The organism is Novosphingobium sp. SG754, from assembly GCF_013149315.1.
Classification (GTDB): Bacteria; Pseudomonadota; Alphaproteobacteria; order Sphingomonadales; family Sphingomonadaceae; genus Novosphingobium; species Novosphingobium capsulatum.
In genome coordinates this window covers 863553-877820 of the sequence record NZ_JABGCC010000001.1, presented here as the reverse complement: position 1 = coordinate 877820, position 14268 = coordinate 863553, and the positions used below count along the sequence as shown (strand labels likewise).

The 14268-nt window shown below is 63.9% G+C and carries 11 protein-coding genes; 4 read left to right on the top strand and 7 right to left on the bottom strand.

The genetic code is table 11. The features are described 5' to 3' along the window. Positions 1-43: 43 nt before the first annotated feature. Genes FHW97_RS04145 through FHW97_RS21940 form a run of 3 tightly spaced genes read right to left on the bottom strand, consistent with a single transcriptional unit; the run spans position 44 to position 2382 of the window. Positions 44-337: a hypothetical protein gene (locus tag FHW97_RS04145; protein ID WP_171798086.1), complete on the bottom strand. Its 294-nt coding sequence runs from the start codon at positions 335-337 to the stop codon at positions 44-46. A gap of 10 nt (positions 338-347) precedes the next feature. Further along, entirely contained in the window at positions 348-1544 is a 1197-nt protein-coding gene (locus tag FHW97_RS04140) for a DUF932 domain-containing protein (protein ID WP_171798085.1), read from the bottom strand. Beyond that, entirely contained in the window at positions 1492-2382 is an 891-nt protein-coding gene (locus tag FHW97_RS21940) for a hypothetical protein (protein ID WP_183533736.1), read from the bottom strand. The genes FHW97_RS04140 and FHW97_RS21940 overlap by 53 nt, the downstream gene beginning before the upstream one ends. A gap of 166 nt (positions 2383-2548) precedes the next feature. On the opposite strand from FHW97_RS21940, the gene FHW97_RS04130 reads away from it, so the two are divergent. After that, on the top strand, positions 2549-3406 hold the full coding sequence (locus FHW97_RS04130; protein WP_171798084.1) for a MucR family transcriptional regulator: 858 nt from the start codon (positions 2549-2551) through the stop codon (positions 3404-3406). Between the two features lie 70 nt (positions 3407-3476). Here FHW97_RS04130 and FHW97_RS04125 read toward each other — a convergent pair whose 3' ends face one another. The 4 genes from FHW97_RS04125 to FHW97_RS04110 all read right to left on the bottom strand — a co-directional run bounded on the left by FHW97_RS04125 (position 3477) and on the right by FHW97_RS04110 (position 11356). Continuing rightward, positions 3477-7766: a strawberry notch family protein gene (locus FHW97_RS04125; RefSeq protein WP_171798083.1), complete on the bottom strand. Its 4290-nt coding sequence runs from the start codon at positions 7764-7766 to the stop codon at positions 3477-3479. A 157-nt stretch (positions 7767-7923) separates the two neighbouring features. Then, positions 7924-8292 carry a hypothetical protein gene (locus FHW97_RS04120; protein WP_171798082.1) on the bottom strand — a complete coding sequence of 123 codons (369 nt, stop codon included), beginning with the start codon at positions 8290-8292 and terminating at the stop codon, positions 7924-7926. An 89-nt stretch (positions 8293-8381) separates the two neighbouring features. Next, the gene (locus FHW97_RS04115) at positions 8382-10385 is read right to left on the bottom strand and encodes a ParB/RepB/Spo0J family partition protein (protein WP_171798081.1); all 2004 of its coding nucleotides are present in this window, start codon (positions 10383-10385) and stop codon (positions 8382-8384) included. A 32-nt stretch (positions 10386-10417) separates the two neighbouring features. After that, positions 10418-11356, bottom strand: a complete 939-nt coding sequence (locus FHW97_RS04110; RefSeq protein ID WP_171798080.1) for a toprim domain-containing protein — start codon at positions 11354-11356, stop codon at positions 10418-10420. Positions 11357-11818: 462 nt separating this feature from the next. Between FHW97_RS04110 and FHW97_RS04105 the strand changes: the two genes are divergently transcribed. The 3 genes from FHW97_RS04105 to FHW97_RS04095 all read left to right on the top strand — a co-directional run bounded on the left by FHW97_RS04105 (position 11819) and on the right by FHW97_RS04095 (position 14220). Further along, positions 11819-12337: a hypothetical protein gene (locus tag FHW97_RS04105; protein WP_253941540.1), complete on the top strand. Its 519-nt coding sequence runs from the start codon at positions 11819-11821 to the stop codon at positions 12335-12337. Between the two features lie 277 nt (positions 12338-12614). Beyond that, the gene (locus FHW97_RS04100) at positions 12615-13163 is read left to right on the top strand and encodes an RNA polymerase sigma factor (RefSeq protein ID WP_171798079.1); all 549 of its coding nucleotides are present in this window, start codon (positions 12615-12617) and stop codon (positions 13161-13163) included. Then, positions 13156-14220, top strand: coding sequence for a FecR family protein (locus FHW97_RS04095; protein ID WP_171798078.1), 1065 nt, complete (start codon positions 13156-13158; stop codon positions 14218-14220). Before FHW97_RS04100 ends, FHW97_RS04095 begins: the two co-directional genes overlap by 8 nt. The last annotated feature ends 48 nt before the right edge of the window (positions 14221-14268 follow it).

Below are 14268 nucleotides of genomic sequence, written 5' to 3'. Positions count from 1 at the left end.
CGGTCGAACAGGACCCAGGAGGCGTCGCTGTCGAACGCCTCGGTCAGGATCGCCCACAATTCGGGACTGACGTCTGGCGCATCTTCGCCGCGCCGGTCGCCGCGCACTCCGCGAAGCCCGCGGGCACCGGGAGCGCCGCCACCTGATAGGCGGTGTCGCTCCCAGGCCAGACGCCAGTCAGATATGTGGCGCCGGCGCTTTCATAATCGTCTTTCTGGCCCTGCCAGTCGTCATCTTGGATGGCGAGTTGGCAAGCGTCCTCAACCGTCGCCGCCTCATAGGTTCGATGGCGAAAGACAGGCAGACGATAACTGCTTTCGATGGTGAAGTGAGGCATATCGCCCTCCTCAGTTCGCCTTGGCGAAGAGCTTGCGCGCCTTCCCCTCGATCTCGAGCCGCGTGTCCTGATTGGTCTTAGCGCGGGCGTGCGCCGTAATCCCCTGCACGAAGTCGAAGAGGCTGGCCGGCGGATGGCCTTCCTCGGACGTTACCGACTGGATGATCTTCGCGGTGTCGGTCTTGGAGAAGCCGCTTTTGCGCAGGAAGGACTCGCGGTCTTCGTCGGTCCGCGCGACGATCCGGCTGCGCGCGGTCTTTATGCCTTCGATGAAGCTCGATGCCGAGGAGTCCGCGAAGTTTTCAAGAGCGGGGGCCGCTTCATGCGCGAAGCGATTTGCGGCGAACTTGGAGTGGCGGATCGAGATCTCCTCGAAATTTTCGACGCCCCACAAGTTTCGGTTCATACACACCGCGCGCAGGTAAAAGGTGGCTATTCCCAAAGCCTTGGAGCCGACCTCCGAGTTCCAGCAATAGAATCCGCGAAAGAACAGATCGGGCTCGCCATTGGGAAGCTTTCCCGCTTCGATGGGGTGAGTATCGTCCACGAGGAACAGGAAAACATCGCGATCCGAAGCATAGAGCGTCGTGGTGTCGCGCGTGACGTCGACATATGGGTTATATCGCATCGAGCGCCAGTCGAGAACGCCGGGCACTTTCCATCGCGTGTCCGAAACACCGTTGCCGGCGATCTTCATCACGGCGGCAACGAGTTCGTGATCCCAGATGCGGCCGTAGTCTGGGCCGGTGACGGCGCGCAGTTCGGCGCGGCCCTCGTGGGTCTTCAGCAGTTTCACCTGTTCGCCGCGATGGCTGAGCAGCCCATGCTGGAGATTGATGCCGGCGAGCGCAGCGGGCAGATTGCGCAGATAGGATGCGGGCGCACCAACCAGGCTCGACAATTGACCGAAGGACCAGTTGGTCGGCGCGATAGGTTCCGCTTCGCCGGGGACGATCAGGCTGAGACGCTCCGCATTGTCCATGCTGGCCTCGACCCGCACGCCGCGGCTCTCGACGATCCGGGTGCGGGCACGATCGGCCCGGCGGCGCACGCTGTCGTAGAGTTCATTGAGCGACAGGAATTTCTCGTCGTCGGGACGGGAATACCATTCGGAAGAGACCCGCCCGATATTGCGGCCGCGGGAGATGTCGACCTTATACGCGCCGGAAACCTGGGACGCGTCGATGTGCTGGGCAAGCGTTGCCATGGGGAATTCTCCTATGGAAAGGCCCGATCCGCCTCGGACCGGCCATCCCTTCCCCACCCACTCCCCTCCATCGTCGGTGCGCCTGGATCGGACGGTCGGCTTCGCGATGGATATAGGCGACATTGCCCAGGCGGTCGGTGGCGCGAATGCGGACCGGATCGCGACGACGCTGAACCGGAGACACAACCCCTGCGATTCCCGGGGCTCCGGCAAGCATCTCGACGCGGCCCTCGATCCAGCCACGAAAGCCTCGGCGAGTGTCATCGTTGGTGACTTCGGTCTTCCAGTCTTCGACCGGATGCGCGGGATCGTCTGCCCAACCGTCACGGCGGCTCATGGCAATTGCAGCGTCTAGCGCTCTCGGAACGGCCTCTTTCGTCGTTTCGATCTCAATGCGGTCTGGAAAGACCGCGCACCATCCACCGCCGAAGCTGTCGAGGTAGGGCCTCGTACAGCTATAGCTCCAGTCGAACCCGACAGGTGTCTTGGCGAGCGAGGCAGGGCAACAGCGTTGGATCAATCCAGCGATGGGCCAGGGCTGGAAGTCGGTCGTGCCGAAGATGCTGACCGTGCAGACCTGAGTATCCTCGGCGCTGTTTTGGACCCTGATGTCGGCGCCGAAGTCGGGAAAGTTTGCGTCGTCGAAAATAGACGTGAACCCGCTTAGCGGTTTTCCCTCGATCGTGGGCGGAAAGACTTCGAGAAGTTCGTCGCTGACGGGGCTGGTTTCGAAATCTCCCATGAGATCGGCGGCGAGCTGCCAGGCTTCCTCGATCAGCGCAGCTTCGCTGGTGGAGCAAATGAAGGCGAACGCGCCCTGGACGAAGTGGTCGGCCATGGGTTTTCTCCACTAAATGCCGCATGGCCCAATCGCCATGCCACCCACGACGGCCCTCCTCCCCTCCCTTTTGACTCGCGCCTGAAATGAAGGCACGAGTTCGTTTACGCTTACGCAAGTGAGACTGCTTCAAGACCGGTAGTTCCAGCCAGAAGAAGGATACCGCATGGCCGAGGCCGACAATTCGGGCGTCATGTCTTTGACCGTGACGTTGCTCAGCGCTTATTTCGCCAACAATACCGTGCCGAGCAGCGAGTTGCCGGCCCTCGTCGAGGGAACCCGACGGGCTCTGCTCGGCGATGCATCGGGGGCGCCAGGAAAGTCCGCCGACGATAATGGCGGGGTAGCTTCTTCCACAGAGCCGGCGGTGGAGGTCGAGCCTGAGGCTCCTGAAGCGAAACCGAACGCACCGGGATATAAGCCGGCGGTATCCATTGAGGAAAGTCTGGCTTCGCCAGACCAGATACTGAGCCTGATCGACGGCAAGCCTTACAAAGCCCTCAAGCGGCATCTTTCGACGCACGGCCTGACTCCCGCCGATTATCGCGCCCGATACGGTCTCCCGGCCGATTATCCTCTGGTGGCGCCAAGCTATTCGGCGGCACGACGCGAGGTCGCGCAAAAGTTTGGCCTTGGCGGCAAGCGTAAGAGCGCTCCGGCGGCGGCGGCCGAAGAAGCGCCCGCCACACCACCTACCGAAACGGTCGAGCCGCCCGCTGCGGAAGCAACTCCAACGAAACCTGCGGCGGCGCGGCGCGCTCGGACCAAGGCCGTCACCGCCGAGCCCAAGCCGGTGGCCAAGGCGCCGAAGAGCACGACCTCGAAGAGCGCCAAACCGATCAGGGGCGGCAAGCCGACCAAGGTCACCAAGACATCGAAGGCGCCCAAGGCCGCTGTCGACACGACGCCTGCGGCAAGTGCCGATGCCGCCCCGAAGCCGAAGAGAAGCAGAGCCCCGAAAGCTTCCGCCGGAACGCCGGCTTCGGCTGAGCTTGCGCCAGACGCGGCAGCGCCCGCGGAATGATCGAGATGGTCCGGGGCTTCGAGAGCCCCGGGCCGATCCGCATGACCGACGAGCCCGCGGCCTGCGTGGATCAAATCCGCGTCATAGCGAGGATTGTTTCGATCACCTCGGTCGACCGATCCAGGGGCACGAACAACCGGGTCTTGTACTGAATGACCTCGCTGAACACGCCGCGCGCTTTGAGCCGCTCGCGATCGTCGGGGCGGTAATTCCGGATTTCGAGCCGGCGCGTACCATTGACCAGAGCCGTCGTCAGGGTCGCGCCGCCCAGGCCAGGGATCGCGATGCCCGTTCCTTTCTGCGCGGCCGCACTGAGTTCAGCGGCAGTGAGTTCGACCGTGCCGTCGAGACCGAACGCGGACTGCAGGTCCGCCATCGCTTCCGGCGGGATCAGCCGACCAAGGATCGAGGTGCCCTCGCGGTCATCGATCCGCCAGACGCGGACGTCGTCCTGTGGAAGCCGGTGCCAGACTGGCAGGAGCAGCCCGGTTGCCACATTGACGGTCTCGATCTCGACCTTCGCCTCGGCCTCGCTTGCCTCTGCCTCCCAAAGCCTCTGGAATTCGTCGCGGTCGATGTCCTTCCAGAGGCTTGCCCACATCGCGATCTCCTGCATGCGCGTCGCGCCGGTCGGACGCACGAGCTGGCACATAGAAATGATCCGGCCTTCTTCGTCGGTGATCGACCAGGACGGCACCTTGAGCGCCACGCGCTTCGATCGGCTGTTGTAGAGATAGGCGATCTCGCTCGTGCCCTCCCAGATCTGCATCAGCCGCTTCCAGTGCATGACGCGAGGACGCAGATGCAGTTCGAGCCGCAACAATCTCGTCTCGGCGCCGGTCACCGGATCGGTGCGGAGCGTCTGTTCGGATCGCACGATCACCTGTTCGGCGCGGATCGTCTCGACGCCGACGTCGAGCGTTCCCGCTTCGCGGGCGGCGTCGACGCGTGCCTGTATGAGACCCATATATTCGTCGAAGATCGCGTTCTGAGCGGCGATCCGAAGAGCGAGGATCCGATTGAGCCAGCGCTGGATCGGTGGGAGCTTGTCGAGCAGCGTGCCGTCATCGTCGGTGAGCTTGAGCCCGGTCATCCCCTCGAAGTCGGCCAGCGTAACGCTCGCGAGCTTCTTGCCGTGTAGCAGATGGTACCATTGGGTGAGCGCCTCGCGTGCATAATCGCTCTCCAGATTGTCCGCCGGATCGAACATGTTCTGCCCGCCGGTCTGGCGCTGCCCGCGGGTCAGGGCACCGAGGCTGTCGAGACGGCGTGCGATCGTTGAGATGAAGCGCCGCTCGCCTTTGCAGTCGGTGGTGACGGGGCGAAACACCGGCGGCACGCTCTGATTGGTGCGATGCGTCCGTCCCAGCCCCTGGATAGCGACATCGGCGCGCCAGCCCGGCTCCAGCAGGAAGTGGATGCGCCGCTTGTCAGCCGTCCGGCACCCGAGGTCGGCGTGGTAGGATCTTCCGGTGCCGCCGGCGTCCGAGAAGACCAGGATCGGCTTCTGCCCATTCATGAAGGCCTGCGTCTCGGCGAGGTTGGCGCGTGCACCACGGCGTTCGAGCTTCTGGCAGCCATCAGTGCCAATGACGATGCGACGTGAGCGCCCGGTCACCTCGGCGACCTTCGCCGTGCCGAAATGGGCGATCAGGGCATCGAGTGCGGCGGGCACCGGCGGCATCGCGCAGAGCTCTTCGATCAGAGCGTCGCGCCTGGCGATGGCCTCGGCGCACTGGACCATGTTGCCGGCCTCGTCGCGCATCGGCTCGGACCGCAGGGATCCGTCGGTGGTCGCGAACACGCGCATTTGCTGCGTCGGGAAGGCGCTTTTGAGGTAGTCGATCATGGTCGCTCGGGGAGAAAGCTCCAAATCCAGATGGGCGCGTTCCTCCGGTGAAAGCTCCGCGAGACGACGATCGAGGATCGCCTCGGAGGTGCTCACGAGTTGAACCACGGCAACATTGCCGGCGGCGATCTCCGTCTCGATGGCCTGGAAGACGGTCGGCATCTTCATCGAGATCAGGAGGGCGGACCAGAAACGCTGCTTCGAGCTTTCGAACCGACTGAGCGCGGATCCCTTGGCCATGGCATTAAGGGTGCGACCAGACGCGCGATCGACGATATTGGCCGCCTCGAGTGCGGCGGCGACACCCGCGTGGATCACCGCCCAGGCGTCGGCATAGGCATCGTAAATCGTGATCTGGTCCGGGGTGAGCTTGTGCTCGAGCGGATCATATTCGACGCCGGCGAAGCTGAGCGCGCGGGCGGTGTAGAGGCCCATGGCCTTGGTATCGCGCGCCACGATCTCCATCGCAGCGATGCCGCCCTCCTCCATCGCTGCGAGAAAGGCGTCGCGGTCCTGAAAGGCTGTGCCCGGCCCCCAAAGGCCGAGCCGTGCCGTATAGCTCAAATTCTCCGGTTTGGTGGCGCCGGTTGCCGAGACGTAGATGACGCGCGCTCGCGGCAATGCATTCTGGAGCCGGACACCGGCCAGTCCCTGCTCGGAGCCCTTGGCCACGCCGAATTCGGTCTCGGTGCCCGCCGCGTTGCCGAGCGCATGGGACTCGTCGAGCAGGATCACCCCCTCGAAATCGGTGCCCGCCCAGTCGAGCAGCTGCTGAAGGCGCGATGCGCGGTCATGGCGTTGCGAACGCAGGGTGGCATAGGTGAGGAAGAGTATGCCGCTGTCCATGCCGATGGCCTCGCCCAACGGGAAGGCGTCGAGCGGCTGGATATCGATGGGCAGTCCGCCGAGCGCGCTCCAGTCGCGTCGTGCATCCTCGGTGAGGGCCGAGCTGCGCGAGATGCAGATGGCACGGCGTCGTCCTCGGTTCCACTGGTCGAGGATGATCCCTGCGCCTTCCCTGCCTTTCCCGACACCTGTGCCGTCGGCGATGAAGAAACCCGTGCGATAGCTGGCGCCTTCGGGATCCTCGCGAAGCTGGTCGCCGGCCTGATTGGGTGCGAAGGTGCCATTGAGATCGCGCTCGCATGCCTCACCGGCGTAGATGATCGTTTCGAGCTGCGCCTCGGACAGGGCGGCCAGGGCCTGGGGCTGCAGCATCGGGCGATAGGAGGGCGCCGGAGGCAGGACCGAGGCCATCGCAACCGATTCCACCAATTGATCGGGATGCGCCTTCGCGCCCTCGATCGCGATCCTTGCCGGACGCCATGGGGCATAGTGACCGACGGGATCGCCCGCCGAAAGGGGTGTCTCCCGCACCGTGTAGACGAGCGGCCTCGGGCTGGTATCCGCGGCGATGCGGTCAGGCCTTGTCAGGACACGCTTTGCGATCCCTCCGAAGATCGTGGCGGTGGCTGACCCCGGCTTGCGTGGACGCAGAGGGACGGCGGCAGGCGCGGGAGGCTGAGGGTCGAGCTCAGCAAGGCGGACCGGGAAAGCGCGGACGATAGCCTCGGCCGCTTCGATGGTCTGGGCGGTATGGCGCTCGGTCACGCCCGTCCAGCCCTTGTCGAAGATCAGCAGGCGGACCGGGATGCTGGTGCCGTGTTTGGCATAAGGGTGCCCAAGGATGGTGATCTCGGCGCGCGGCTGGACCGTCTCGCACACCATCGCATAGCCGGACGCGGCCGTGCCGTCGGCGGCGAAACTCGGCGGCATGATGGCGACGCAGCGACCTCCGGGTGCCAGGCGCAGAAGAGCCGATCGAAGGTGGCGCGCACCGGCGAAGCGATCCTTGCCACGCCCTTCGCTGCGGCTGAACGGCGGGTTCATCAACACGACGGTCGGGGCGACGCCCGAGGGCAAAAGATCATGGATGAACTCGGCATCGTGCAACGTGACAGGCTGACCCAGCAGCTTGCCGAGGAGCGCAGCCCGGTCCGGATCGCGCTCGTTGAGGGTTGCTGCCGCGTCCGCGCGCAGGGCGTGAGCCGCGAGCATGCCCGTTCCGGCGGAGGGTTCGAGAACATGGTCATCCCCCCTGATCCGCGCTGCCCGTGCTGCGAGCCATGCCAGGGAGATCGGCGTGCTGAACTGCTGCATTTCGACCTGATGCTCGCTGCGATAGGTCTGGGTAGGCAGCGCGCGCTCAAAGCGGACGAGCGAAGCGAATGCATCGTCATCGGCCAGGGTAAAGACCGAAGGGCTCAGGGTCGATGTGAGCAGGAGGACTTGCGCGGCCTCAAGCGCGTCATAGGCATCGCGCATCGACCAGGCGCCGCTCGCGTCGGAAGCGCCAAAGGCTTCTTCCATGAGACGGGTGAGGTCCTGGCGCCGGACCGATTGGCAGCGGCCGAGCATCTCGGCGAGCCGGGTCGCCACGGCGAACAGGTGAGCAGCCTTTGTGGTTTCAGGCTCGTGGGGAGGGACGAGCGCAAGCAGAGGTTGGGACATCGGGTCAAACTCCGGGTTGGATCTGGACCATCTCGGCCCGCCAGACCCGCTCCCCCTTCCCTCCCGCCGGCGCTGCGGCAGAAGAAAAGGGCCGTGGCGCGAGGCCAGGCCCTGAGACGGTGGGATGGGAGAATGGGAGGATCAGGCGGGTTGCTGCCTATGACCGCGCGAGAAGGATTACCGCGATGGAGGGCTTTTCGTCGGCCGGATGGCGACGGCTGTCATAGGCATGGCTTCCGCCGCGACCGATGGTCAGCATGTCGAAGCTCGGCGACGTTCCACCATTTGCGTTAGGAATGGCCGAGCCACTGTCATGGTATTGGATATCGACGAAACTCGGCGGTGCGCCACGCTGGTACTCGCCGAAGAAGAAGGTGATCCGCCGCCCGTCACTGGTGCGCGCGCTGATCGTGAAATTGCCGTCGGGGATGTCGATCGGCAGGGTCGGTACGTCGTTGAAGCGGGCAAAACCGATCGCCTCGGCATCGCTCGCCGTCATCACGGGAAGCTGGGTGATATCGGCCACGAGAAGTCTCCCTGACTCATACCTGATGGAACATGGAAAAAGCCCGGGACCGCGGCGCATCGCCACGGCCCCGGGGAGGCTGCCGCCGATCAGGCGGCCTGCGGCAGCTCGTCGGCGCTCGGACCGTGGTTCTCGTCGTTCACAGCCACCGGTTCGACGTCGACAGCCTCGATCGGCGCGTCGGCGTAGCGCATGACATCCGGCACCCAGGCGAGCGCCGCATCCCGGATTTCGGCCTCGATCGGAACCGTTCCCGCGAAGATCTTCTCTGCCGAGGTCGCCAGATCATGCTTCTTCGACGCGCCGTAACGGCTCGAGAGTTCCTTCCCACCAATCTCGTCGAGATGGGCGAGGATCGCGGCCTTGCTGCTCAGGCGATCGAAATAGTTGTTCGCGGTCGGGCGCCACCAGGCCGCGACGTCGATGTCGAGCTTGGTGCCGAGATGGTTGATCAACGCGACCGCCTTGCTGTCCGCGGTAACCGCGTGCAGCGTTCGGGCGACCGCCCAGGCAAGCCAGGCAGCGCGGGCCTCGTCAGGAAGCGCGCAGAAGGCATCGTACCGTTGGCAGGTGTCGCCCGCCTCGGTCCAGCTGCGGTCGAGCGCTTCGTCGATCTTGCCCCATTCCTCGGCGGCCAGCGTACCGCTCTGGAAGCCGGTGAGCGACGACCAGGGCTTGTCGGCCTTGAGCTCGGTCGCGAGGTCATAAGCGCCCGAATGCCGGGTCGCCTTGTCGACCATCCAGAACGTGCCGAGGTCGAGGGCGAAGCGCGGATCGCTGGCGATATGGACGCGCAGCAACTCGCTCTTCATCTCGGCCAGTTCCTGCGACAGGCGCTGGCTGTAGGCGGGCTTGCCAGGAGCCGTGCCGGCCTCGGTATCGACCGGCTCGTCATCCCCGGCTTCATCGACGCTTTCTTCGTCGGCCTCGTCGTCGACCGGCGCTACGTAGAGTTGCTCGTGGAGGCGGGGCTGTCCGTCATGACCGATCACGACATAGGCAAGCGCCCCGGCTTTCTGCTCCTCGGTCAGGATCGGCGACTGGTTCTCGATCGCGCGATATTCCGCCTCGAGCATCTCGACGCGATTGGCTAGATCAGCCTGGGTCGCTTCGTCGGCCTCGTCCCAAGCTTCGTTGGCCTCGTCGATCTCGACCTCGAGTTGTTCGAGGCGCGCCTGTTGCTCTGCGGTCAGCTCAGGCGTTTCGCCCTTGAGCGGGCGCAGATCCCAAGTGTCATTGTAGGTGACATGGGTCGCGGGAATGACCCGGACTTCCGCCAGACCCTCGCGCTCACGCAGCGCTTCCGCCGCGGCCGCGAGCTTGTCGGCAACCAGGCGGTTGAGGAGATCGCCGTCGATCCAGCGCTCGGTGGCCGAGTCGGAGAAGAGATCGAGATCGACCCGACCGCCGGCCTCGATATAGGCGTCGCGTCCGACGAGCAGCGCCTTGGGATCGCTGCCGACATAGGTGTCCTCGGCGAGCTGGCGTTTGATCTCGTTGACGTTGGTCCGGTAGTAGCCGTCCTTGAGCAATTCGAAGACTTCCGCCTGCCGGCTCCGGTCGCTGTTGCTCGCATATGCCACGGCCACGTTCAGCGTGATCTCGGCGTTGCGCAGCGCCTCGAAGATGGGGTCGGCGAGGTCAGCGAGGCGAAGCCGACTGCGAACGAAGCGCTCGGTAAGGCCAAAGCGCTTCGCGACGTCCTCGGGCGTCTTTCCTTCGCTCTCGATGATGTCCTGGAAGGCCCGGCAGGTGTCGGCCGGGTTCATCGTGAGGTTGAAGAAATTCTCCTCGAGGCTGGTCTCGATCGCGTCCTTGGCATTGCCGAGAACCAGAACCGCGAGTTGATAGCCGGCATCGAACACGCCCTTCTCGATCAGGCGATGGACGGCATCGAGACGCCGACCGCCGGCAATGATGCGATAGTGCCCCTTCTTGCGCGAGACCGGCACGCCGATGAGGTTCTGACGCACGCCCTTCGCGGCGATGTTCGCCTCGAGCTGGGCATCGGCCACCGCATCGCTGACGGTGCGGACGTTGCTCGGCGACTTGGCGAGGTTCGCCGCCGGAACGAGGATAGGAAGTTGGGTCATGGGATAGTCTCCTGGCGGGGACAGCCTGACCATCAGGCCACTTGCCGCCACCACTCCCCCACTCCCTCCCCTCCCGCCCGAAGCACGTCGTTCCAGTCCTTGAAGCCCGACGGCGGGAATTCGAAATCGATCGTCCGTCCGGGCAGCGCATAGGCGTCCATCGCGTTCGCGACGCCGATCTCGCCGGCGACGTCATTGTCGGGGAAGAGGACCAGCCGAGTTACCCGGCCTGGTATCGCGATCTGATGCAGACGATCGCTGCCCAGCGTCGCCCACACCGGGATGCCGAAGAGGATCATCGCCGAGAGCGCGGTCTCCACGCCCTCGGCGAGGCCAAGAATGGAGGTCGCCGGGCCAAGCATGACGGCGGCACGGTCCGGTCGGCCCAGTGTCATTCGTGGATCGGCCAGATCGCGGGCGCGCCGGGCGTCGTCCCGATCGAAGAAGGTGCGCTGGATCGCTGTGAAACGACCTTCATCATGCAGGCCGCCGTCGTGGAGCGCTGCAATCATCGCTGGCCTGAAATCGACGTCGTCGCCGCTGCCGAGCGGTGTATGGGGATGAAAGCGCAGAACGCGTGGAAGCACGGCAATACGTCGGCGCCGCAGATAGAGCTCGGCGGGGGTGCTGGTGATCGGCCGCGCCTCATCCCAGATGCGCAAAGCCTGTTGGCGCCGCCAGATGTCGGTCGGCATCCCGGCGGACGATACGGATGCTTGCTCCACGTTCTGCAGCGCGTTCTCGTCGAGACGAAGGATCTCGTGGATGACGTCGCGGTTGTCGCAGCCAGCGAAGCATTTGAAGACCAGTGCATGGTCGCCAACGCGGACGGAAAGGCTTGGGCTGCGATCCGGATGGGCCGGGCAGAGGCACATGGCGCCTCCAGGCTTCCAGCGGCCTCCCAAACGTTTGACGATGCCGGAGCCGATCGCCTCGAGTTCCGGATTATATCTGCTGGCGAGCTTGGCCATGGAAGTGCTCCAAAACCTGGTTGCCCGCGCGGCGTTATTGGCGCGAGGAGCGCCTTTCGACGAAGGACAGGCAAGCATTGCGTTGGCGATCCGCTGATCGTCCAACCAAGTTCCGCCCACTCCCCTCCCTGCGACTGGTGATGACGGCCTCCTCGCAAGCGCCCCGTCGAATGACGGACTTCTCGACGCAAGCGTGGCATCCAGACGAGAGTTGTCGGATCTTTATTTAGACAATGAATAGCGAACTAAAAGCTCCACGACCTTGGCCCGTGCCGCGTTAGACGCTCGAACATCTGAACGGGTTATCAACGCTCCAAATTGGAGCTTCGATCACCGTCATACGACTAAGCCATAAACCGAGCGCATTCGGGCTGCAGGATCACACGCTATAGTGGATTCGTCCATTACAATCCAAAATGGAGCAAACCCGGATCGGGTGATTTACACGCAAGAACTTACAATATGAGCGACGCCGCATGGGTTTCCTTGTCACATGAGAAAGGAGCCCGTCATGCCCACTCGAACGAGATCAAAAGCCAGTCCGCCGCGGCCTGTGGGGCCATCGGTCGAGGGGAGCTCACACCTATGATGGAGGGGCGCCGGATGGCGGCAATGCTCACGCGCTGCAGCATGATCGAGCTGACTGAACAGCTTCAGCGGCTGCGTGCCGATGAGTTCGGGAAGGAGCTATTCACAATTCCGGCGTTCGAGATGCTGCTCGACCTCTATACCCACAGGAGCGCTCATCCGCGCTCACTGACGTCGCTCACCGGCACGTCCAGCGCTTCGGAGCGTAACTCTCAACGGATCGTCCATCGTCTGGCGGAACGCGGGTTCGTGGATCTGCACCGTGACCCGTCGGACGGGCGTCGGATCATCGTCGCGCTCAGGGAAGAGACGAGCAACATGCTCGATCGCTTCTTTGATCGGATGGTCGAAATGGCCGCAACTCCGTCGGCACGCCAATGCGATCCCAAGTGACGATTTCCTTGCTGCATGGCAGCGTAGAAGCACCGGCGTTTGCCCCCTTGTCACATATAAGAATCCAAGGCACATTTTCCATGCAGTGCGGGAGAAGGCTGGGGTCCGACTGTAGGTTTATCCCTCCAGGCATGATGATGGGCTCATCCACCGCGGTTGAGCGCAGGCGTTGGACTATTTTGCCCGCCACCCATGGGTGGTTCTATCATGCTGTCTATCGCTCAAAGCTGCAGGTGCGCGTTAGCGCCGTCAGATCTCGCCATGGGCGCCTGAACCCATGTTTCAGGCGCAGCAAAGCGAAGGCGCCTGCGCGCCGGCAACCGCCATCTACGAGGAACGCCAGTTCGTCGCCCTGTATCGTGAGGAGGCACCCAAGCTACGCTCTTTCCTCCGAAGGCGCATATGGCTCGAAGACGATCGGGACGACATGGTGCAGGAGGCCTTCACGAGGCTGGCAGCTTCACGATCGGCGAGCGCCTGGAGCAATCCTGGCGCGTATCTCCACGGGATCGTGCGGCACCTCCTGGCGGATCGCGTGCGAACCTGGGCGAAAAGCCAATCTATCGATCCCGCATCCTGCCCGGTCCCTCAGAACATTGCCGGCCCAGATGAAGCCGCGGAGCTGAACCAGATGCGAGAGCGCTATCGTCTCGCTATCGACGGCCTCCCGCCCAGGACCAAAGAGGTATATTTGCTACATAGGGTTGATGACCTCGGCTATAGGCAGATCGCGGAGCAACTGAGCATCAGTATCCGAACTGTGGAGTGGCATGTGGCGGAGGCCATCGTGCGGATCGGCAAGAACATCGGAAATCCCAATGGCTGACAAGGAACAGCCAGAGGGCATGCCGCGGATGGATCAGCTGACGCGCGAAGGGGCGCTCTGGTTCGCGCGGATGCGTGGCCCGGATGCGGAGAGTTATCGACCAGAATTCGAACACTGGCTGTCGCTTGGCGCCTCGCACCGTGATGCCTACGACCGCGCAGGCGAAATCTTTGCGCTCGGACGATTTCTCGCCGCCCAGAGAGAGAAGATGGAGGGCGAGGCCAACGACAATGAGCCCGTGGCGCGAAAGTGGAGATGGGCTGGCTTGGCAGCGAGCGTGCTCCTTGTCGTCGGTGCTGGCAGTTGGTTCGCGAACATGGAGATGCGCAGTCCGGCCAATCGGCCAGTCCAGGTCGCACGACTGGACGGCACTGCAACGACCGAACGGCAGGTCTTCGATACGGTGGTTGGCGGACGGCGGAACATTCACCTCGCCGACGGATCGGTTGTCGATCTCGACGAAGGAAGCGAACTGGCGACCGACTTCACCAACAGCACGCGCGAACTAAGACTCAAGCGGGGTCGCGCGCGGTTCGAGGTCGCTCATGAGGGTCGTCCGTTCGTAGTGCTTGCCGGCGGGGGAAGCGTCACCGCGCGCGGCACGGTGTTCGACGTCATTCTTGGCCGCGACAGGCGTGTGACGGTGCGGTTGTTGCGAGGCGCGGTCGATGTCGAGCGGCCGCAGGGCCCGAAAGGTGGCCGCGACGTTGCCGCCGTGGCGCGGCTGGAGCCAGGCGAAGTCCTAAGCTTCGCGGCGATCACGTCGCTCGCGCCATCGAGCACGGCTTGGAAGGGCGGGATCGAACCCGCGACACTCACCCCGCAGCAGCCGTTGATCCGCGAATATGAGCGAACGCCATTGTCCGCTGTCGTTGCCGAAGCGAACATGGATTCCGCAACGACTATCCGACTTGGGGATCCCGGGATCGGTGCCCTGCGAGTCAGCGGGCGGTTCCGCGTCAACAATGCCGATCAGGTTGCCGATCGTCTGGCGGTCCTGTTCGACCTCGATGTCGAACGAACCAAATCGGATGAAATCACCCTCCACAAAAAATAGCCGCAGATTCTGTTACCACCTACCCCGTAGATTGCAGTTTTGTTGCGA

Bases quoted from the DNA above. Each gene is read 5' to 3' on its own strand.
- FHW97_RS04095 (WP_171798078.1), top strand. From the start codon at position 13,156: ATGGCTGACAAGGAACAGCCAGAGGGCATGCCGCGGATGGATCAGCTG.
- FHW97_RS04100 (WP_171798079.1), top strand. From the start codon at position 12,615: ATGTTTCAGGCGCAGCAAAGCGAAGGCGCCTGCGCGCCGGCAACCGCC.
- FHW97_RS04130 (WP_171798084.1), top strand. From the start codon at position 2,549: ATGGCCGAGGCCGACAATTCGGGCGTCATGTCTTTGACCGTGACGTTG.
- FHW97_RS04110 (WP_171798080.1), bottom strand. From the start codon at position 11,356: ATGGCCAAGCTCGCCAGCAGATATAATCCGGAACTCGAGGCGATCGGC.
- FHW97_RS04115 (WP_171798081.1), bottom strand. From the start codon at position 10,385: ATGACCCAACTTCCTATCCTCGTTCCGGCGGCGAACCTCGCCAAGTCG.
- FHW97_RS04125 (WP_171798083.1), bottom strand. From the start codon at position 7,766: ATGTCCCAACCTCTGCTTGCGCTCGTCCCTCCCCACGAGCCTGAAACC.
- FHW97_RS04105 (WP_253941540.1), top strand. From the start codon at position 11,819: ATGAGCGACGCCGCATGGGTTTCCTTGTCACATGAGAAAGGAGCCCGT.
- FHW97_RS04140 (WP_171798085.1), bottom strand. From the start codon at position 1,544: ATGGCAACGCTTGCCCAGCACATCGACGCGTCCCAGGTTTCCGGCGCG.
- FHW97_RS21940 (WP_183533736.1), bottom strand. From the start codon at position 2,382: ATGGCCGACCACTTCGTCCAGGGCGCGTTCGCCTTCATTTGCTCCACC.
- FHW97_RS04145 (WP_171798086.1), bottom strand. From the start codon at position 337: ATGCCTCACTTCACCATCGAAAGCAGTTATCGTCTGCCTGTCTTTCGC.